A 19,990-nucleotide genomic window follows, 5' to 3' on the forward strand; every position below is an offset into this window, starting at 1 on the left:
CACGGTGGCCACGACGCCCCCGGCGGGGTCCCCGTGACCGCCACGGCCCCTGCCCTCACCGCGTCCCGCCCGGGCATGCCGCAGCTGTACCCGTCCGGGCTGCCGCGGCCCGGGCGGACGCTGGTGATGGGCGTCGTCAACGTCACCCCGGACTCTTTCTCCGACGGCGGGCTCTGCCACGCTTCTGACGCGGCGGTCGCGCACGGGCTGACCCTGCTGGAGCAGGGCGCCGACCTCGTGGACGTGGGCGGGGGAGTCCACCCGGCCCGGCGCGGCCCGCCCGACGGTGGAGCAGGAGCTGCGGCGCGTCCTGCCGGTCGTGCGGGAGCTGGCCGCGGCCGGGGCGACCGTCAGCGTCGACACCATGCGGGCCGAGGTCGCCGCCCGCGCCCTGGAGGCAGGAGCGCGGCTGGTCAACGACGTCTCCGGCGGCCTCGCCGACCCGGCGCTGCTTGAGCTGATGGCCCGGGCGCAGGTGCCGTACGTCGTCATGCACTGGCGCGGCCACTCCGCCGGCATGCAGGGCAATGCCGTGTACGACGACGTCGTGACCGACGTGGCCGACGAGCTGCGCCTGCGGATCGACGCCGCGCTGGAGGCGGGGATCCGGCCGGACCGTCTGGTCGTCGACCCCGGGCTGGGCTTCGCCAAGACGGCCGAGCACAACTGGGAACTGCTGGGCCGTCTCGACGAGATCCGGGCGCTGGGCCTGCCCGTCCTCGTGGGCGCGTCCCGCAAGTCCTTCCTGGGCCAGGTGCTGGCCGATCCGGTGACGGGACGGCCGCGCCCGGCGCCCTTGCGGGACACGGCGACGGCCGCGGTCTCCGTGCTCGCCGCCGCACAGGGCGTGTGGTGCCTGCGCGTGCATGACGTGGCCTCCACGCTCGACGCGGTACGGGTGACGGCCCGCTGGGGCGCCGAGGCCCGGCCCGCGCCGCGAGGGGTGCCCACCGGCCCCTCCGCACTGCCGGCGCGGGCAAGGCGTCGGCCCTGACGAGCACGCCGCCCCCCGGGCCCGCGGACCTGCTCGGCCGGTCGGCGGGCGTGAGTCCTCGCTAGCATCCAGTCATGGCAACGGAACCGAGCGCCCGCGGCCCGAACCGGCCGGATCCCGCCGACGGCCCGACGGGGTCGGTCTTCGACACCGTCGTGGACCGCAGGTCCTCCAACTCGATGAAGTGGGCCTGCGCCGACCAGTTCCTCGACCCCGGCGAGGCCGCGGCGGACCCGCTGCCGATGTGGGTCGCCGACATGGACTTCCGGGCTCCCCAGGCCGTGCTCGACGCGCTGCACGAGGCCGTGGACCACGGTGTCTTCGGGTACCCCGCCGGTGCCACCGACAGCTACCTCGACGCCGTGACCGGCTGGCAGGCGAAGCGTTTCGGCTGGGAGGTGCCCCGGGAGTGGGTGCTGCAGACGGCGGGCATCATCACCACGCTCAAGACGGCCGTGCAGGCGTTCTCCGCGCCCGGCGACTCGGTCCTGATCCAGCCGCCGGTGTACGCGCACTTCCACGACGACGTACGGCTCAACGGCCGGCACCTCGCGTGCGCCCCGCTGGAGCGGACCGACGACGGCTACCGGTTCGACGCCCGGACCTTCGAGGCCGCGATACGGCCCGACACGAAACTGTTCGTCCTGAGCCACCCCCACAACCCCACCGGGAACGTCTGGACCGAGGACGAGCTGACGGCCATGGGTGAGATCTGTGCCCGCCACGGAGTCCTGGTCGTCTCCGACGAGGTCCACCAGGACCTCGTCATCAACCCGGACAAGAAGCACGTCCCCTTCGCCTCGCTCGGCCCGCGCTTCGCGCGCAACAGCATCACGTGCACCGCCCCCAGCAAGACCTTCAACCTCCCGGGCCTGCAGAGCGCCAACGTCTTCGTGCCCGACGCGAGGCTGCGCGAGGAACTGGCCCGGCAGTACGAACGCAATGCGTTCCCGCTGGTCAACGTGCTCGGCATGGTCGCCGCCGAGGCGGCCTACGCGCACGGCGAGCCATGGCTGGAGGAGCTGCTGACCTATCTGCGCGGCAACCACGCCCGCTTCGCGCAGGCGGTGAACCACGGCACCTCGAAGATCCGGGTCCTGCCGGCCGACTCCCTCTACCTGGCGTGGATGGACTGCCGGGGGCTGGGGATGGACGCCGAGTCCCTGGACTCGTTCATGCTCACCCGGGCACGGCTGTGGCTGGACAAGGGACAGAAGTTCGGCGTCGAGGGCCACGGCTACATGCGGGTGAACCTCGGCTGCCCCCGCGCCACGGTCGACGAGGCGATCCGGCGCCTGCTCACGGCGGTCACCGCTACGGCCTGAGGCGCCACCGGACGCGATGACTACCGACGGCGTGCCGCCGGCCACCCCTGCCAAGAGACAGGGCCGGGCTCAGCCGACGTATCCCATACGGTGGCTGATCTCCTGCGCGCCCTTGACCAGCAGGGGTGCCAGTTCGTGCATCCGTTCCTCGGTGAAGCGGTACGCGGGTCCGGAGGCGCTGAGCGCGGCGACGACCTCGCCGTGGTGGGCGCGGACCGGGGCCGCCACGGCATGCAGCCCGATCTCCAGCTCCTCCAGCGTCACCGCGTACCCGCGCTCCCGTGCCTCGGCGAGATCCTTCTCCAGCTTCGTCCGGGCGGTCAGCGTGCGCGGAGTGAGCTTCGGCAGCCCGGATGTCTCGAGTACCTCGTCGCGCCGCGCGGCCGGCAGATGGGCGAGGAGGATCTTGCCGCTGGACGTGGCGTGCACCGGGGTGAGCTGCCCGACCCAGTTGTGGGTGCCGACGGCGCCCGGTCCGCGCACCTGGTACAGGTTGACGGCGTAGTGCTCCTGCAGGACGGCGATGTTGACGGTCTCGCCGATCTCCTCGCTGAGCCGCTCGCACACCTCCCGGCCCTGCTGGGTGATGTCGAGGCGGCCCGTGACCGCGCCGGCCAGGCGGACGATCCCGAAGCCGAGCCGGTACTTGCCGCGCTCGCCCGACTGCTCCACGAGGCCGCGCGCCTCCAGGGCGCCGAGCAGGCGGAACGCCGTCGACTTGTGGACGTCTATCTCGGCGGCCACCTCGCTGACGCCGGCCTCCCCGCGCTGGGCGAGGATCTCCAGGACGCTGACGGCACGGTCGACGGACTGCACCCCGTTCACCGCGGGAGCCGCCGTTTCGCCCTCTGCGATGTAGTTGCTCATGACGCAACTATACGCACGGCAGGGCCCCGTGAACCCGGCTTCGCACAGGGAGAATACGACGACCCCCGGGTCCGCGGGGGCCGTCCATGGCGGCCGGCTTCAGCCGAAGACGACCGTGCAGCGGCCGTGCACCAGGACACGGCTCTCACTGTGCCACTTCACGGCGCGCGCGAGGACCCGGGCCTCGACGTCGCGGCCCATGGTGACCAGGTCGTCCGGCGCGTGGGAGTGGTCGACGCGGACCACGTCCTGCTCGATGATCGGGCCTTCGTCGAGGTCCGGGGTGACGTAGTGCGCCGTGGCGCCCACGAGCTTGACGCCGCGTTCATGGGCCTGGACGTAGGGCCGTGCGCCCTTGAAGCTCGGCAGGAACGAGTGGTGGATGTTGATGGCCCGCCCGTCGAGCTGCTTGCACAGGTCGTCGGAGAGGATCTGCATGTAGCGGGCGAGTACCACCAGGTCGATGCCGAGTTCGCCGACCAGCTCCAGCAGTCTGGCCTCCGCCTGTGCCTTGGTGTCCTTGGTGACCGGGATGTGATGGAAGGGGATGCCGTAGTTGCGGGCCAGCGGCTCGAAGTCGCGGTGGTTGGAGACGATCGCCGGGATCTCGATGTTGAGCGCGCCCGTGGACTGGCGGAAGAGCAGGTCGTTCAGGCAGTGGCCGAACTTCGACACCATGATCAGCGTCCGGGTCGGGGTCGCGGCGTCGTGCAGCTGCCAGGTGATCCGGTAGGCCTCGGCGACCGGGCCGAAGCCGGTGCGCAGCTGGTCGAGGCTGACGCCCGGATGTGAGACGTCGAAGTGCACCCGCATGAAGAAGCGGTCCTGGAGACGGTCGTCGAACTGCCGGCTCTCCAGGATGTTGCCGGAGTGCCGCACCAGAAAGCTGGTGACGGCGTGGACGAGGCCGGCCCGGTCGGGGCACGAGAGGGTGAGGACGAACTCGCGGCCGGGCTGCGGGCGAGGAGACATGGCATCCTCCGTGGGTGCGTAATACGCAACAGTGAGAGTGATACGCAACATCGTCCCGTGGGGGCGGGTGGTGGTCAAGGGGTATGCCCCGCAGAGTGCACTGCCATGCGCAGTGCGCAACAGCTGACGGTCCATCGGCGGCCTGTGTCACGGCTCTGAACCCGGCCCCGCGCATCTCTTGACACTGCTCAGCCACGGGGATCGGTGGCCCGGCTGCTGCGGGAGCGGCCGCGGCTGCGCGAGCGGATCGTCATACCGGTCGTCGGCGGGCCGAGCGGCAGCGGCCTGGCCCGGCCGGAGGGACTGCACAAACTGGCGGCCGCGCTCGGCATCTCCGACGTCGTGCTGTTCCGGCCACCGGTCGGCCAGGACCGCCTCACCGACTGGTACCGGGCGGCGTCCGTCCTGGTCATGCCCTCCCGCAGCGAGTCCTTCGGCCTGGTGGCCCTCGAAGCCCAGGCCTGCGGCACCCCGGTGATCGCCGCCCGCGTCGGCGGCCTGCCGGTGGCCGTGCGCGACGGCGTGAGCGGCGTCCTCGTGCCGGGCCACGACCCGGCGGACTACGCCCGCGCACTGAGCCGCTTCGCCGACTACCCCTCCCTGACCGCCCGCATGGGCACGGCCGCGGCCCGCCACGCCCGCTCCTTCGGCTGGGACACGGCCGCGGCCGCGACGGCACAGGTGTACACGCAAGCCCTGCGGGAGCGCGGACCGCGCGGTTGAACCCGGCCATGAGGTCCGGCCGCCGGCCCGCCCGGCTTGAACGCGTCACCCGCGCTTGAACGCGGCGCCCGCGGTGCTTGATCGGCCACCCCTGGCGACCGATTCTGGACATCCCGCCTCGGGCGCCGCATCCGCGAACAGCAAGGACCGACCCATGGCAGACCTCTCGGAGACCACCGTGCCCTCCGGCACCACCGTCGGTGTGGCACCGGCGGCTCCCGTCTCGCGGGGCGTGCGCCGCATCACGGTGCAGGCCGGCCCCGTCACCCTCTCCGGGCTCAGCAGCGAGCCCCCTCATGGGCCGCCCCGTGCTCTCGTCTTGGCCCTGCACGGCGGCGGCACGAGCGCGGGGTACTTCGACGGGCAGGCGCACCCCGACCTGTCCCTGCTGACCCTCGGCGCGGACCTCGGCCACCGGGTGGTCGCCCTCGACCGCCCCGGATACGGCGCGTCCGCCGCCGAACTGCCCGACGGGCGGACCCTCGTCGAGCAGGCGGCCGACATCGCGGCCGCGGTACGGCAGTTGGCCTGCGACGGCCCCGTGGGCGGCGGTGTCCTGCTGCTCGCCCACTCCTTCGCCGGCAAGCCGGCCTTCCTGCTCGCCGCCGAGCACGCCCCGGACATGCTGCTGGGCCTGGACGTGTCGGGATGCGGCACCCGGCTCGCCGTGCCCTACGACCAGGTGCGGCACGGCCGGAACGGGCGACGGCTCAACTGGGGGCCGCTGAGCCTGTACCCGCCCGCCACCTTCCAGGCCGCCGCGACGGTCGTCGCCCCGATGCCGCCGCGCGAGGCGGAGTCGGCCGGCGACTGGGAGCGGCTGTCCGCCGAGGTGCTGCCCCGGGTCAGGGTGCCCGTCCGGCTGACGTTCGCCGAGCACGAGGCGTGGTGGCGGCACGGCGACGAGGACGTCGCCGACATGGTCGGCCGGCTGACCGCCGCGCCCCGTGTGCGCGTGGACCGGATGCCGGGCGCGGGCCACAACATCAGCCTCGGCTGGGCCGCGCGGACGTATCACCTCAGGGCCTTGGCGTTCGTGGAGGAATGCCTGAGGCGCACCGCTTGACCGGTCCAGCCGAGGGGCTGCCCGATGGCCGGTGGCCGACGACCGGCCGGGGCGATGCGACCCAACGGCCGTTTACCTGCCCGCCCCACGGGTCACCCCTTGAGGACACAGGCGCGTGGAGGGAGTCCGTCGTGGTGGACAGCACGGCCACAGGGAACGATCCGGCAGGGCTCGACGAGTGCCGCGTCGACGCCGTCGACGTACACGCCTTCGAGGTGCCCACCGACGGCCCCGACGGCAGGGAGCAGGACGGCACCCTGGAGTGGGACTCCACGACGATGGTGCTGGTCAGGGTGCACGCCGGCGGCACCTGCGGCCTCGGCTACACGTACGGGGACGTGTCGGTCGCCGCGTTCGCCGAGTCCCTCCTCGCTCCCCTCCTGAAGGATCAGCCGGTCGCCTCACCGCCGGCGCTGTGGCACCGCATGGAGCGGCAGATCCGCAACGCCGGCCGCCCCGGCGTCGGTGCCATGGCCGTCTCCGCCGTGGACGTCGCCCTGTGGGACCTCAAGGCACGGCTGCTGGACCTGCCGCTCGTGCACGTGCTGCCCGCATTCCACGACCGTGTCCCGGTGTACGGCAGCGGCGGCTTCACCAACTACCCCCTGGACCGGCTCGCCGAGCAGCTCGGCGCGTGGACCGACCAGGGCATCCCGCGGGTCAAGCTGAAGACCTCGCGGGAGCCGGAGCGCGACCCGCAGCGGCTGACGGCCGTACGCAAGGCGGTGGGCGACGCACCCGAGATCTTCACCGACGCCAACGGGGCGCTGAGCCGCAAGGAAGCGCTGTACTGGGCCCGCCGGTTCCACGAGGAGTGGGACGTGCGGTGGTTCGAGGAGCCCGTCTCCTCCGCCGACCTGGAGGGCCTGCGCACGCTGCGCGAACAGGGCCCCGGACGGCTGGAGATCGCGGCGGGGGAGTACGCCTACACCACCCAGGACTTCACCAACCTCGTCGAGGGCCCCGCCGTGGACTGCCTCCAGGCCGACGTCACCCGCTGCGGCGGCATCACCGGCGTCCTCGAGACGGCCGGCCTGGCGGCCGCCCACCACCTGGACCTGTCGGCCCACTGCGCGCCGGCGCTCTCGGCCCACGCGTTCTGCGCCGTACGCCGGCTGCGGCACCTGGAGTACTTCCACGACCACGTCCGCGTCGAGCGCCTGCTGTTCGACGGCACGCTGTCCCCCGACGGCGGCGCCCTGCGCCCCGACCCCTCCCGTCCCGGCCTCGGCCTGGACGTCAAGTGGCCCGACGCCGAGCGCTACCGCGTGTACGGGTCCCGGAAGGCGTGATCCCAGGTCCCCGAGAACCGGTCCGCGTACGAGAACCGGAGCCGCGATCATCCGAACGCGCCCCGGCACCGCGCCGTTGGAGCACGAGCGCGGCCGGAGCCGCGGTGAAGACGGAGGAGTACGTGCCCACCGCCAGGCCGACGAGCAGGGCCAGCGCGAAGTCGGTGAGCGCGGGGCCGCCGAGCACGGCCAGGGCGGTCAGGACGAAGACGGCACCCATGCCGGTGTTCAGGGTGCGCGGCAACGTCTGCACGATCGCCCGGTCGGTGACCGTGGCCGGCGGTGTCCCGGGGGTCTTGCGGGCGATGTCCCTGATCCGGTCGAAGAGGACGACGGAGTCGTTGACCGAGTAGCCGACGACGGTGAGCAGCGCGGCGAGGAACACCCCGTCGACAGGCTTGCCCAGCCAGGCGAAGACACCGACCAGCACGACCACGTCGTGGGCGAGCGCGAGGACCGCCGCCGCGCCGAACACCCAGCGGAAGCGCGCCGCGAGATAGACGAGCTGCGCACCCAGCGCCACGGCGAGCGCGATCAGGGCGCCCCGGCGCAGCTCCGCGCCGATGCTCGGGCCGATCAGCTCGTCGCGCACCTTCTCCGCCCGGCCCGCCAGCCCCCGCACGACGCCGGTGACCTCGGCCTCCTCGGCGCCGGTCAGCGACGCGGTCCGCACCGTCAGTCCCGAGGGGCCCGACGACTGCACGACGGCGCGGGCGAACCCGGCGTCGGCGAGCGCGGCGCGGGCTCGTTCGGCCTCGACCGGACCGGTGGTGGCGTACTCGATGAGGCGGCCGCCGGTGAACTCCACGCCGAGGTCGACGCCCCGCACCGCGACGCCCGCGCCGGCCAGGGCGAGCACGGCGGCGGAGGCGGCCAGCCAGCGGCGCGGGCGGCGCATCGGCCGGGGATCGCGGCGGGCGAGGCGGTCGGGGACCGCGCCCGTCGTCGCGATGCCGGTGAGACGGGGACGCCGGCGCACCCCGGGCAGGCCCGCGGTGAACTCGGCGAGCACGCGGGTGATCACCAGGGCGCTGAACATGGAGGCGAGGACACCGATCGCGAGGGTGACGCCGAAGCCCCGCACGGGCCCGGATGCGAGGAAGAACAGCAGGGCCGCGGCGATCAGTGTGGTGATGTTGGAGTCGGCGATCGCGCTGAGGGCGTTGCGGAATCCGGCCGCCAGCGCCGAGCGGGCACTGGGGCGGCGGCGGGCCGCGAACTCCTCACGGGCCCGCTCGAAGACGAGCACGTTGGCGTCCACGGCCATGCCGATCGCCAGCACGAACCCGGCCAGCCCCGGCAGGGTCAGGGTGGCGCCGAGCGCGGCCAGGGCGGCGTAGGAGACGAGGCCGTAGCAGACCAGGGCGACGGCGGCGAGCACGCCCATCAGCCGGTAGACGACGCTGATGAACAGCGAGGTCAGCGCGGTGCCGATGACGGCGGCCCAGGCGCTCGCGGTGATCGCCTCCCGGCCCAGGGTCGGGCCGACGGTGCGCTGTTCGACGGTCTCGACGGGGACCGGCAGCGCGCCACCGCTGATGAGCAGGGCCAGCTCGCGGGCCTCCTCGGGGCTGAAGGATCCCGTGATCCGGGTGCCGCCGTCGCGGATCCCGGCCGGACAGGGGACGGACGGGTCGACCTGAGGGGAGGAGATGACCTTGCCGTCGAGGACGACGGCGATCCGGCGCGCCGCGTCCCCCGCCGGACGGCAGGCGGCCGCGCCGGTCAGCCGGGCCCAGCCGTCGCGGCCGGCGCCCGCGAAGTCGACGGTGACATGCCATCCCGCGCCGCCCTGCTGGTCGAACCCGGCGGCGGCCTTCCTCACGTGCTCGCCGGTCAGGGCCGGGGCGCCGAGACGCAGGGGTGCGCCGGACTCGTCGGGCAGGACCCCCTCCGGGGGCCGGTCGGGCAGCGGGGGAGCGGAGACCTCCGCGTCGCCGGCCGGCCCGAGGACCGGGTGGACGGTGAGCTGTGCCGTGCGGCCGAGGACGTCGGCGGCCTTCCTGGGGTCCTGGACGCCGGGCAGTTCGACGATGATCCGGTGCTCGCCGGAGCGCACCAGGGTGGGTTCCGCGACGCCGAGCGCGTCGATGCGGCCGCGCAGCACTTCCAGGGTGCGGTCGGTGGCGTCGGTGCCGGTGCCGGTGTCGGTGGAGCGGGTCTCGAGGACGATCTGGGTGCCGCCGCGCAGGTCGAGTCCGAGACGGACCGGCACGGTCGCGGCGATGTACAGCGATACGGCGAGCACGGCGAGGGCGAGCACGGCTCTGAAACGCAGCGAACGGTTCAACGGGGGCCTCCGGCAAGGGCACCCGGGCGGACGGCGGCCAGGGTGCGGGCGAGGTGCGGTGAGGGGGATCAGGCGCCGGAGAACAAGGGAGGTGCCCGCCCGTGGTCGTGATGACCGTGCGGCGCGCAGGCGGGCAAGGGCGGCGGTGGTGCGCGCAGGGGAGACGGCCGGGGCGGGAGCGGCGCCGGGGTGTGGTGACCGCCGTGCGGGGCGGGGTGGTCGCTGTGCTGCTCGTGGCGGCTGACCGTCCGCAGTGCGGACACGGCGGTGTCGCCCACGTCGTCGGCGAGCGGCTCGGCGCCCTGAGCCTGGCCGGCCACCGCGGGCGCCACCGGCACACCACCGGCGCTGTCCGGCGGCAGGCCGGCGAGCGCGAGGGCGGCCAGCAGCGCCAGGATCGCGGCCGTCAGGCGCGCGGAGAGCCGGGACACCGTGGGCTCAGGGCTCGATCAGGCCGGCGCGGATGGCGTACCGGGTGAGTTCCAGACGGTCGCGCAGGCCCAGCTTGTGCAGCAGGTTGGCGCGGTGCCGCTGCACCGTCTTGACGCTGATGAACAGCAGGTCGGCGATCTGCTGGGAGGAATGCCCCTCCGCGACCAGCTTGAGGACCTCCTCCTCGCGCGGCGTGAGGATGCGGTCGGGGGCTTCCTCGCCGCCGCCGACCCGGTCGAGGTAGGTGCGGATCAGAGCGGTGATCGCGCCCGGGTACAGAAACGGCTCGTTGCGCATCGTGGCCCGGCAGGCGGCGACCAGGTCCTGATCCGCGACCGACTTCAGCACGTACCCGCTGGCGCCGGCCTTCAGGGCCTGGAAGAAGTACTGCTCGTTGTCGTGCATGGTGAGCATCAGGATCCGCAGGCCCGGCCGGAGAGCGGCCAGTTCCCGGGCGGCCTGCAGTCCGGTCAGGCGGGGCATGGCGATGTCGAGCACGGCCAGGTCGATGTCGTGGGTGCGGGCCAGCTCGATGGCCTCGGCACCGTCCCCGGCCTCGGCGACCACCTCGAGGTCCGGCTCCTGGTCGAGGATGAGACGCACGCCGCGGCGTACCAGCGCGTGGTCGTCGGCGAGCAGGATGCGGATCGTGCGCGTCCGCGCCGTGGGGGAGGTGCTCGTGTCGGTCATGGCTCACGCCTGCTTTCCGGACAGGGGCGCGGTGAGCCGGACCCTGGTGCCGGTGCGGATTGGCGTGCCGGTGGTCCCGGTCCGGGTCCCGGCGCCGGTTCCGGTCCCGGTTCTGGTCTCCGTCCCGCCGTCGGCCCCGGTCCGGGCCCACGTCCCGGTGCCGCCGCCGGTCCCGGTCCCGGCTCCGCCTGCCGGGGAGATCGTGAGGCTGCCGCCGATGAGCAGGGCCCGCTCGCGCATGCCGCGGATGCCGGCGCCCTCGCACGGGGCGTCGATGCCGCAGCCGTCGTCGGTGACCGCCAGCATGACCCGGCCGTCGGTGTGCCGCAGCGCGACGGTGACCCGTTCCGCGTCCGCGTGGCGGGCGGCGTTGGTCAGCGACTCCTGGACGACGCGGTAGAGGACCAGCTCCGTCTCCGGCCCGAGCGCGGGCAGGTCGGCGTCGAAGCGGCGGGTGATCTTCAGCCCGGTGTGGGTGGCGATCTCCTCCGTGAGGGAGGTCAGCGCGCTGACCAGACCGAGGTCGTCCAGCACGCCGGGCCGCAGCCGCCGCACCAGGCGGCGGACCTCGTCCAGGCTGTCCCGGGTGATCTCCTGCACCTCGTACAGGTCCGCGCGCAGCGGTGGCGGCGCTTCGTCAGCGGCGCGCTTGAGCCCGAGCAGGATCGCGGTCATGCTCTGGCCGACCTCGTCGTGCAACTCCTGCGCGATACGGCGGCGTTCGGCCTCCTGCGCCAGCAGCACCCGGGCACTGCCGGCGACCCGTTCCTGTTCCAGCCGCTCCAGCATGGCGTTGAACGTGCGGATCACCTCGGCGACCTCGGCGCCGCCCCGGGCGGGCAGGCGCTGACCGGGGCGCAGCAGATCCACGGTGGTCATCAGCTTCGTGAGCCTCTCCAGCGGCGCCAGGCCAAGCCGCAGCAGCGCGGCATTGGCGACCAGCATGACCGCCAGACCACCGACCAGGATGATCGCCTCGGTGAGCACGACCGGCACCGACACGGTCACCGGAGCCCACAGCAGCAGGGCGGTGGCCGTACCCAGCACCAAGGCGTTGAGGGCGAAGATCCGCCAGAACAAGGACACGGGACCGCGCCTCTCCTCTGTGACGTTCAGGGGTCTCCACGGCTGGTGTGCCATGGGGTGCGCCGCGGCCGTCACGTGTCGGACGCCCACGGCCGCCGGGTGCTCGCACGAGCCACGAGCCCGCAGCCAGCCTGCCGTCTTCCCGCGCACCCGGAAATGGGGCCCGACCCCCATTTCCCGGGGCACGCACTGCTCACCGTGCGACCGGCTACACCCCGTGCCCCGGCCGGAATGGGGTCCGCGCCCGATAGGCGGACGCCGCCGGCCCGGCGAGGGTGTGAGGGAGACGCTCCGCACGGAGCACATGCCGTACGCCGTTGAGAAGGGATGGACCATGACGCTCGACACCACCCGGGCCGAACCCCATCTGCACGAGGCCCGACAGCGCCTGGAAGGCGCCCGTACCTCCCGCCTGGCCCAGCTGCACGCTCTCGACGAGACCGGGCGCAGCAGCCGGGACGACCACCTGCTGTCCGCACAGCGGACGGCGATGGAGGGCGTCCTGAAGGAGATCGAGGAAGCCTTCGCCCGCATCCAGGACGGCACCTACGGAACCTGCCTGGGCTGCGCCGAACCCATCCCCGCCGAGCGGCTGGAGATCCTTCCCTACACCCGCCACTGCGTCGCGTGCCGGCGCCGGGCCGCCTGACCACCACCTGCTGCGAACCGTCCCGGCAAAGATGCGCCTGCCCTCGGAAAGAGGTGACGTGGTGAACCACCGGACCATCGGCGACAGTGCGACGCACCTGTCGGCCGCGGATCTCGTCGCGCTGCGCGAGAACCTGCACGAACAGCGACTGTTCCGCCGTGAGCAGCTGCGCCGCCTGGCCGGCCCCGCCGGCTCCGGTGCCGGCGACCGGCCGCGGGAGCAGACCGCCGCGCGGCTCGAGGTCTGCGTCAAGCTCGCCGCCTCCGCCCGCATGGTCCTCGCCGACGTCGAAGCGGCCCTCCAGCGCATGGACGCGGGCACGTACGGCACGTGCCACCTGTGCCGGTGCTCCGTCGACCGGGAACGGCTGACGATCGTTCCGCAGGCCCGCTACTGCGCCCGCTGCCAGCAGGTGAAGGAGGCGGTCCGGTGACCGGCGCCCCTCACCGGGCCGCGCGGGCCGGCGCGGCCCGCCATCCGTTCCGGCCGACGCGCCGCCGCCGTCCCGGCATCGCCCTCGACATGGGCAGCGCCCGCACCCGCGCCTGGCTCACCGGCCGCGGTGTGATCGTCGACGTGCCGACCGTCACCCATCCCGGCACCGGGGCGGTCCATCCGATCCAGCGCGGCGCCATCATCGACACCCCGGGCTGCGCGCGGATGCTGCAGCGCCTGCTGGGCGACCATCTGCCCCGTTCCGTGCGCCCGATGGTCCTCGTCACGACCCCCGTCCTGGACGGCGTCGCCTACCGCGCCCAGGCCCGCACCGCGGTCGAGGCACTGCGCCCGCAGACCGTGCTGACCGTGCCCACCGCGCGGGGCATCGCCCTGGCCACGGGCGCGGACCTGTCCGGCCCGCTGCTGGTGCTGGACATGGGCGCCCACCTGACCGAGGCGGTGCTGCTGTGCGACGGCGCCGTCACCGACGCCCGCCGCACCGCTCTCGGCACCGAAGACCTGGACGAGGAGACCACGGCCGAGGAACTCGCCGAGGCGGCGGCCCGGATGCTGACCGCGATGCTCCGCCAGGACCGCACCTCCCTCTCCCTCGACGCCCTGCGCCGCGGCACCCTCCTCGCCGGCGGCGGCGCCCTGCGTCCCGAGGTCACCGACCATCTCACCGCCCGGCTGCACGCGCCGCTGCGCGTGGTTCCGGCCCCGCACACCGCGGCCGTCCGGGGCGCCGCCCGACTCCTGCACGCGGCCCTCGGCCATCCGTCCACGCTGCCGCCCACGCCCGGGCTCACCACGGTCCTCTGAGGGCACGCGGTTCCCGCCGCAGGGGCGGTGCGACGTGTCTAGCCCGCCCGCAGGAGGGAGAAGCAGGGATCGCCGGTGAGGGCGTCCAGGTCGGGGTCCGTGTCCGCCGCCCAGGCCGCGTAGCCGTCGGGGCGGACCAGCACGGCACCGGGCAGCCCGTCCACCGGCTCCGCGCGAACGGCGCCGAGACCGGGCGGGAGGATCCCGGCGAGGTCGAGCAGGACGGGCCTGCCCGACCGGAACAGCGCCGGGTCGACGCCCGGGACCCGGTGACCGGTCAGCGGGTGGCCGCCCGGCACGTCATACGCGTGTGAAAGGCCCGACATGAGTCCGGCCAGGTGCCGGTTGGTCTCGGGCAGGTGCATCAGGTCGGTGAAGACCTCGCGCAGGGCGATGACGTCAGCCCCGGCCCGGGGCGCGGCGAAGACGCGCTGTGCCTGGGTGATGTGCAGGACCCAGGCTCCGGCGGGGTGGCGCTCGGCGTGGTAGGTGTCCAGCAGGTCCGCCGAGGCACCCTCCCGCAGCACGGCCGCCATCTTCCAGCCCAGGTTGAAGGCGTCCTGCACGCCGAGGTTCAGGCCCTGTCCGCCGAAGGGCGGGTGGATGTGGGCGGCGTCGCCGGCGAAGAACACCCGGCCCGCCCGGTAACCGTCGATCTGCCGGGTGGCGTCGCTGAACCGGGAGGCGTTCTCCACCTCGGCCGGCACGGTCTGCTGGCCGTACACGCGGCGCAGCAGCTCGGCGATCTCCTCGAGCGTCACCGGCCTGTCCTTGGCGGGCTCGTCCCCGTCCACCACTCCTGCGGTGAACCGGTAACGGTCGCCGCCCAGCGGCACCAGCATCCCCCAGCTGCCCTCGGCCTCGCGCGTGAGCGTGCTGATGTGCCCGTGTGTCCGGGGGACGAGGTCGGACGCCGACGCCAGCCGCACATCGGCCAGGACGGCCGTGAACGTGCCCGGCCTGCCGGGGAACGGCACGCCGAGCAGCTTCCTGACGGTGCTGTGCGCTCCGTCGCAGGCCACGAGGTAGCCGGCTTCGATCCGCTCGTCGCCGGCCGTCACCGTCACGCCGTCGTCCGACGCTTCCACCGCCGAGACCGTGGTGTCGCGCAGCACCTTCACACCCAGCGCCGTGGCGCGTTCCTCCAGCACCTCCTCGATCTCCCACTGCGGGATCGGGAGCACGTAGGGGTGCGCGGTGTCCCAGGCCGTGCAGTCCAGGGGTACGGGCAGCATCGCGAAATGCCCGCCGACCGGCTCCCGGGACATCGCCCTGGCCTGCATCGGCCCCAGCAGCCCACGCAACTCCAGCAACTCCTGCGTCCGCGGCTGGATCGCCCCGCCCTTCGTCTGCCGGATCCGCTCCGGCAGGCGCTCCAGCACCACGGTGTCCACTCCGGCGAGGGCCAGCTCGCAGGCCAGCATCAGTCCGGTGGGCCCGGCGCCCACCACGATCACGTCGATCATTGCTCCTCCAGTGGCTTCACTGAGGGCAAAAGTACACCGAGTGCAGAAAGTCTCCAAGTGCAGTTTTCGGCTACCATGGCGGCATGACAGGGCTACGGGAACGCAAGCGGGCACGGACTCATGCCGCCATCTCGGAGGCGGCCATCGCGCTTTTCCTGGAGCACGGGTTCGACCAGGTGTCGGTGGCGCAGGTGGCGGAGGCCGCCGAGGTGTCGAAGCGGACCGTGTTCGCGTACTTCCCGGCCAAGGAGGACCTCGTCGTCCACCGCTTCGCCGACCACGAGGACGAGGCCGGCCGCCTGGTGCGCGCCCGCCCGGCCGGCGTCGGCCCACTGGCCGCCCTGCGCGACCACTTCCTGCGGGCGCTGCACGACCGCGACCCGGTCACCGGCCTCAACGACACGCCGCAGATCCTCGCGTTCACGCGCATGGTGCGCGAGACACCGGCGCTGCGGACGCGAGCCATCGGCTTCCAGGAGGCGTCCGAGCGGGCGCTCGCGGAGGCGCTCCAGGACACCGCGGGAGTCCCGCCCCTGACCGCGCGCCTGGCGGCCACCCACGTGGTGAGCACGCACTGGCTGCTGTCGATGGACAACTTCCGGGCCCTGGACGGCGGCCGGTCCGCCGACGAGCGCTACCCGCAGGCGGTGGCCGACGCCGAACACGCCTTCACACTCCTGGCGGAAGGGCTCGCCGGACACCTCGATCACCCGTGACGCCGAGGCAAGCCGGCGGACGGCGGTTCAGCGGGGCCGTGCCGCGCAGGTCGGGTCGGTCACCGGGAGCCGACCGGTGGCCAAGTAGGCGTTGACCGCCGTGTCGACGCAATCGCTGCCGTAGACGCCGAACACCGCGTGCTGGTCGGCGCCTCGCAGGGTGATCAGCCGGGAGGACGGCCACATGCGGCGCACGGCCGTGGCCCCCGGGTAGTCGGTGCGCGGGTCGCCGGTGGCGTTCACCAGCAGCGCGGGCACATCGCCCCGGATCGTGGTCGGCCGCTCGCGCGGCGGGGCCCAGAACGCGCACGGGTTGATGTCGTGGGTGAAGGGCCCGATCAACGGGTCCTCGGCGCGGGCGCGTTGGACGTCGCGCCAGTACACCTCCGGATCGCGCGGGGCGGCGACGTCGCCGCACAGGATCGCCGTCTGCGCGCTGCCGTACCGGGAGTCCGCGCCGCTCTGCTCGACGGCGAGCACCTCCGCCAGCCCTGGCGAGGGAGTGACCGGCTCGCCCCGCGCCGCGCGCAGCAGATCCCGCACACCCTGCGCGAAGTCGCCGTAGGCGGCGGCGTTGTCCTGCGACAGGCCGTTGAACACGACGAACGGCGTCATGTGCTCGTCCACCGGGTAGGCGCCGACCCGCAGAGGTTCCCGGGCGGCCGCCGCCTGGATCCGGTCCACCGCCGCGAGCACCGCGCCGCGGGTACGGCCGAGGCCGTACGTCGTGTCACGGGCCGCGGTCCAGGCCGCCCAGCCTTCCAGCGCGTGCCGGTTGGACGGTCCGGCGAAGCGCAGGAGCCGGGGACCGTACCGGTCCGGGGAGATCACCCCGTCCAGCACGACCCGGTCGGTGCGGCCGGGGAACATCGCGGTGTACACCTCGCCGAGGTAACTGCCGTACGAGTAACCGAGGTAGGAGATCCGCCGCTCGCCCAGCGCCGCCCGCAGCACGTCCATGTCGCGGGCGGTGTCACGGGTGGTGGCGTACGGCAGGAGGTCACCGGCGTTGCTGCGGCAGCGCCGGGCGAGGTCCTTGGCCAGTCTCGTCATCCGGTCGAACCCGGCCCGGTCGTGGCCCGCGCCGCGGAACGCGGACCCCGTCGGCCACCGGCAGTCCAGCGGGGTGCTGCGGCCGACGAAGCGGGGGTCGACGCCGATCACGTCGAAGCGCGCGCCCGTCTCCCGCATCGCCCTGCGCACCCACGGCGGGTCGCCGAGCGTCTGCCCGCCGGGCCCGCCGCTGTTGAGCAGCAGCGCGCCCACGCGGTGGGCGGGGTCGGTGGCGCGTATCCGGGAGACGGCGATGGTGAGGGTACGGCCCTGGGGGCGCGTGTAGTCCAGCGGGACCGTCAGGTCGGCGCACCGGGCGCCCGCCTGCTGAAGTTCCTTGCCCATGGCGTCCTCCGCGCCGAGCACACAGCTCTTCCAGGTGAGGCGCTGGTGCTGGTAGCGGGCGAGGGGGCTGTGCGCGGCCGGCGCGGCCTGGCTCGTCGCAGGCAGCACGGCGACGGCGAGGGTGGCCGCCGCACCGAGGGTGGCCGCCCTGGCACGCCAACCTCGGAAGGGTAAGGGGGACTTGGTCACGGTCGGGTCCTTTCGGTTCGTCCGGGGGCCGGTCCGCGTGGAACGGGGCCTGGACGGTGTCGAGGAAGCCGAGTCCGGCGGACAGCGCGTCCGGGACCCGGTTCGTCAGGGGACCTTCACGCTAGAGCGGGGCCCGGCGCCGCTCACTCCGGCTGGCAGGCGGCTCGCCGCTGGGGCCAACCCCCGTAGGGAGGCGGTGGGTTGCCCCCTGAGCGGCCCGCGGGGCGGCGCGCCGGCCCCCGGCCGGACCCAATGCCGGGCGCGCACGGCTGTGGAGCGGTCGCGAAGATCACGAAGCGGCCCGGTCGAGCGCCGTTCGATACCCCCTATGGGTACATCGTGTCCCGATCCAAGACCGCGGCGATCAACGAGCACCACCTCTGCCCGGGCCCGGCCACCGTCGTCCCGTGCAGGGCGCTGCACACTGGAGTACATCCGCCCGTAGGGGTCCCAGAGCGGTGCCGGTCCCGCGGAAGGCGGCGGCCGGGCCGACCGCGGAGGTGCCATGCCCGATCCCGGCTCGCCCGCCCCACCAGAGTCCGCCCGGACCGCCGGCCCGTGGCGTCGCACCCTGCGCCGTCTCAGGCGCCGCCGCCCGGTACCCGTCGGCCGGGTGCCCCGCGCGTCACAGCTGCGCATGCTGGTCGCGGTGCTGGACGACGCCGTGGCGGCGCTGTCGTCCGCCGACCTCGCGGTCGCCGCGTGCGGGGCGCCGGACGGTGCCACGTGGCAGGCCGCTCAGGGCTGCGGACGAGCCGCCCGCGGCTTCCACCGGCTGCGCGCACGCCTGGACGAGCTGCCGATCAGCGAGCCCGATCTGGTGGACGCGCGGGACGACGCGGGCAGGCTGCTGGCCTACCACCAGTGGATGGTGCACCAGGCCATGAACCTGGCGTTCACCATCCACCCCGACGCCCGCACCGAGGCGGCACGGCTGGAACTCAACGGCCTGGGACGGCCCGCCGACCGCCTGCGACTGCTGCGGGACGCCCTCGACGAGACACGGGCCGGCGAGCCGCGGCAGGGATGAGTGAAGCGCCGAGGCGCCGATGCCCGGTGCGTGAGCAGGGTGTCCCTTACGGTGACGTCCGGTGCCGTACGTCCGTGAACGAAAAGGGGTGGACACCGTGGCGTTCGCGGAGGCCGGCGGCGACAACGTACCGTCCCGCGAGAGCGGGGGGCGGTCCTGGGCACCGCTGCTCGCGGTGTGCGCCGGGTACTTCATGGTCATCCTCGACGTGACCGTCATCAACGTCGCCGTGCCGGTGATCGGGCGGGAGCTGTCGGCGTCCCTCACCGGCGTCCAGTGGATCACCGACGGTTACACCCTGGTCTTCGCCGGGTTCCTGCTCACCGCCGGCGCGCTCGGTGACCGGCTCGGCAACCGCCGCGTCTTCTGCGCGGGCGTGGCGGTGTTCGCCGTGTCCTCCGCCGCGTGCGCGCTGGCGCCGGGCACCCTGTTCCTGGTGGCCGCCCGGCTGGTGGAGGGCCTCGGTGCGGCGCTGATCGTGCCGGGCTCCCTGGCCCTGCTCCAGCAGGCCTACCCCCGGCCGGCGGCACGCTCGCGCGCCTTCGGGCTGTGGGGTTCCATGGCCGGCATCGCCGCGTCCGCCGGACCGCTGCTGGGCGGCCTGCTGGTCGCCACGGTCGGCTGGCGCTGGGTGTTCCTCGTCAACCTGCCCGTCGGAGCGGCCTGCCTGCTGCTGACCCTGCGCTACGTCGCGCCCTCGCCCCGGCGCGCCACCCGGTCCCTGGACTGGCCGGCGCAGTGCGCGGTGGTGTCGACGGTGGCCCTGCTGACCGCGGCACTCAACGAGGCAGGCCGGCGCGCCGACCCGGCCGTTCTCGCCGGACTCCTCCTGGCCGGGGCGGCCGCCGCGGCGTTCGCGGTACGTGAGCGACTGGCCCGCTCGCCCGCCCTCCCGCCGGGCATGCTGCGCTCCCGCCCGATGGGCGGCGCCGCCGTCATCGGCCTGCTGTTCAACTTCGCCTTCTACGGCATGGTGTTCACCGCCAGCCTGGAGTTCCAGCACCAGCGCGGTTACAGCGCCCTCGGCACCGGTCTCGCGCTGTTCCCGGCGGTGGCGATGACCATGTTCGCCTCCGTCCTGTCCGGGCGGCTGGCCCGCCGTACCGGGGAGCGCCCACTGGTGGTCTGCGGCATGCTCCTGGCCTCCCTGGGGCTGGCCGGCTGGGCCGCGGCGGGCGACGATCCCGCCTACGCGCTGCTGGTCGCCCCGATGATGGCCGCCGGATTCGGCACCTCCTTCGCCCTCACCGGCTCCACCACCACCGTGATGGCCGCCGCGCCCCCGGACCACGCCGGGGCGGCCTCGGCCCTGTTCAACACCACCCGGCAGATCGGCAGCGCCACCGGCGTCGCGCTCGGCGGCAGCCTGCTCGCCACCGCCGACTACGCGGCCGGGCTGCGGCACAGCATGGCCATCGGAGCGCTCGCTTGTCTGACCGCCGCGGTGCTGGCGTGGCGATGCGTGCCGGCGCACTCCGCGACGCGGGCATAGGACGAGCGCTCGCTGCGTGCGGGAGGCGGCTCTACAGTGACCTACGTCGAACC

17 protein-coding genes and 2 pseudogenes are annotated in these 19,990 nt (G+C 73.8%); 11 read left to right on the plus strand and 8 right to left on the minus strand.

Annotated features, from left to right (window positions below; genetic code table 11):
* Positions 1 to 126: 126 nt before the first annotated feature.
* A pseudogene (gene folP / locus AB0J12_RS05175) lies at positions 127 to 994 on the plus strand (dihydropteroate synthase).
* 74 nt (positions 995 to 1,068) lie between these two features.
* Positions 1,069 to 2,319 (plus strand): MalY/PatB family protein, encoded by a 1,251-nt coding sequence (locus AB0J12_RS05180; RefSeq protein ID WP_363262832.1) that lies wholly within the window; start codon positions 1,069 to 1,071, stop codon positions 2,317 to 2,319.
* Positions 2,320 to 2,388: 69 nt separating this feature from the next.
* Here the strand turns inward: AB0J12_RS05180 and AB0J12_RS05185 are convergent, their stop codons facing one another.
* Complete coding sequence (locus AB0J12_RS05185; protein WP_363262833.1) at positions 2,389 to 3,186, minus strand: IclR family transcriptional regulator; 798 nt, start codon at positions 3,184 to 3,186, stop codon at positions 2,389 to 2,391.
* 99 nt (positions 3,187 to 3,285) lie between these two features.
* Positions 3,286 to 4,158 (minus strand): formyltetrahydrofolate deformylase, encoded by an 873-nt coding sequence (gene purU / locus AB0J12_RS05190; RefSeq protein WP_363262834.1) that lies wholly within the window; start codon positions 4,156 to 4,158, stop codon positions 3,286 to 3,288.
* Positions 4,159 to 4,359: 201 nt separating this feature from the next.
* On the opposite strand from purU, the pseudogene AB0J12_RS05195 reads away from it, so the two are divergent.
* The 3 genes and pseudogenes from AB0J12_RS05195 to AB0J12_RS05205 form a co-directional block, all read left to right on the plus strand.
* Positions 4,360 to 4,881, plus strand: a pseudogene (locus AB0J12_RS05195) (glycosyltransferase); the annotation flags it as partial.
* 154 nt (positions 4,882 to 5,035) lie between these two features.
* Complete coding sequence (locus AB0J12_RS05200; RefSeq protein ID WP_363262835.1) at positions 5,036 to 5,947, plus strand: alpha/beta hydrolase; 912 nt, start codon at positions 5,036 to 5,038, stop codon at positions 5,945 to 5,947.
* A 134-nt stretch (positions 5,948 to 6,081) separates the two neighbouring features.
* Positions 6,082 to 7,239, plus strand: coding sequence for an enolase C-terminal domain-like protein (locus AB0J12_RS05205; protein ID WP_363263209.1), 1,158 nt, complete (start codon positions 6,082 to 6,084; stop codon positions 7,237 to 7,239).
* Here AB0J12_RS05205 and secD read toward each other — a convergent pair.
* The 4 genes from secD to AB0J12_RS05225 form a co-directional block, all read right to left on the minus strand.
* Complete coding sequence (gene secD, locus AB0J12_RS05210) at positions 7,187 to 9,529, minus strand: protein translocase subunit SecD (protein WP_363262836.1); 2,343 nt, start codon at positions 9,527 to 9,529, stop codon at positions 7,187 to 7,189. The genes AB0J12_RS05205 and secD overlap by 53 nt on opposite strands.
* Positions 9,530 to 9,597: 68 nt before the next feature.
* Positions 9,598 to 9,960, minus strand: coding sequence for a hypothetical protein (locus AB0J12_RS05215; RefSeq protein WP_363262837.1), 363 nt, complete (start codon positions 9,958 to 9,960; stop codon positions 9,598 to 9,600).
* Between the two features lie 7 nt (positions 9,961 to 9,967).
* Positions 9,968 to 10,651 (minus strand): response regulator transcription factor, encoded by a 684-nt coding sequence (locus tag AB0J12_RS05220; RefSeq protein WP_363262838.1) that lies wholly within the window; start codon positions 10,649 to 10,651, stop codon positions 9,968 to 9,970.
* 3 nt (positions 10,652 to 10,654) lie between these two features.
* Positions 10,655 to 11,737, minus strand: coding sequence for a sensor histidine kinase (locus AB0J12_RS05225; RefSeq protein ID WP_363262840.1), 1,083 nt, complete (start codon positions 11,735 to 11,737; stop codon positions 10,655 to 10,657).
* Positions 11,738 to 12,071: 334 nt separating this feature from the next.
* Between AB0J12_RS05225 and AB0J12_RS05230 the strand changes: the two genes are divergently transcribed.
* The 3 genes from AB0J12_RS05230 (at position 12,072) to AB0J12_RS05240 (ending at position 13,646) form a co-directional block, all read left to right on the plus strand.
* Complete coding sequence (locus AB0J12_RS05230; RefSeq protein ID WP_363262841.1) at positions 12,072 to 12,386, plus strand: TraR/DksA C4-type zinc finger protein; 315 nt, start codon at positions 12,072 to 12,074, stop codon at positions 12,384 to 12,386.
* 58 nt (positions 12,387 to 12,444) lie between these two features.
* Positions 12,445 to 12,819: a TraR/DksA C4-type zinc finger protein gene (locus tag AB0J12_RS05235; RefSeq protein WP_363262842.1), complete on the plus strand. Its 375-nt coding sequence runs from the start codon at positions 12,445 to 12,447 to the stop codon at positions 12,817 to 12,819.
* A 77-nt stretch (positions 12,820 to 12,896) separates the two neighbouring features.
* Entirely contained in the window at positions 12,897 to 13,646 is a 750-nt protein-coding gene (locus AB0J12_RS05240) for a hypothetical protein (RefSeq protein WP_363263210.1), read from the plus strand.
* 38 nt (positions 13,647 to 13,684) lie between these two features.
* Here AB0J12_RS05240 and AB0J12_RS05245 read toward each other — a convergent pair whose 3' ends face one another.
* On the minus strand, positions 13,685 to 15,112 hold the full coding sequence (locus AB0J12_RS05245) for an FAD-dependent oxidoreductase (RefSeq protein WP_363262843.1): 1,428 nt from the start codon (positions 15,110 to 15,112) through the stop codon (positions 13,685 to 13,687).
* An 83-nt stretch (positions 15,113 to 15,195) separates the two neighbouring features.
* Between AB0J12_RS05245 and AB0J12_RS05250 the strand changes: the two genes are divergently transcribed.
* The gene (locus AB0J12_RS05250; protein WP_363262844.1) at positions 15,196 to 15,828 is read left to right on the plus strand and encodes a TetR family transcriptional regulator; all 633 of its coding nucleotides are present in this window, start codon (positions 15,196 to 15,198) and stop codon (positions 15,826 to 15,828) included.
* A gap of 27 nt (positions 15,829 to 15,855) precedes the next feature.
* On the opposite strand, the gene AB0J12_RS05255 is transcribed toward AB0J12_RS05250, so the two are convergent.
* On the minus strand, positions 15,856 to 17,334 hold the full coding sequence (locus tag AB0J12_RS05255; RefSeq protein ID WP_363263211.1) for an alpha/beta hydrolase: 1,479 nt from the start codon (positions 17,332 to 17,334) through the stop codon (positions 15,856 to 15,858).
* Between the two features lie 586 nt (positions 17,335 to 17,920).
* Here AB0J12_RS05255 and AB0J12_RS05260 point away from each other — a divergent pair.
* Complete coding sequence (locus AB0J12_RS05260; RefSeq protein ID WP_363262845.1) at positions 17,921 to 18,445, plus strand: hypothetical protein; 525 nt, start codon at positions 17,921 to 17,923, stop codon at positions 18,443 to 18,445.
* Positions 18,446 to 18,611: 166 nt separating this feature from the next.
* Positions 18,612 to 19,937 carry an MFS transporter gene (locus AB0J12_RS05265; RefSeq protein ID WP_363263212.1) on the plus strand — a complete coding sequence of 442 codons (1,326 nt, stop codon included), beginning with the start codon at positions 18,612 to 18,614 and terminating at the stop codon, positions 19,935 to 19,937.
* The last annotated feature ends 53 nt before the right edge of the window (positions 19,938 to 19,990 follow it).

Origin of the sequence: Streptomyces sp. NPDC049915, from assembly GCF_040656475.1 — a bacterium.
Lineage (GTDB): Bacteria > Actinomycetota > Actinomycetes > Streptomycetales > Streptomycetaceae > Streptomyces.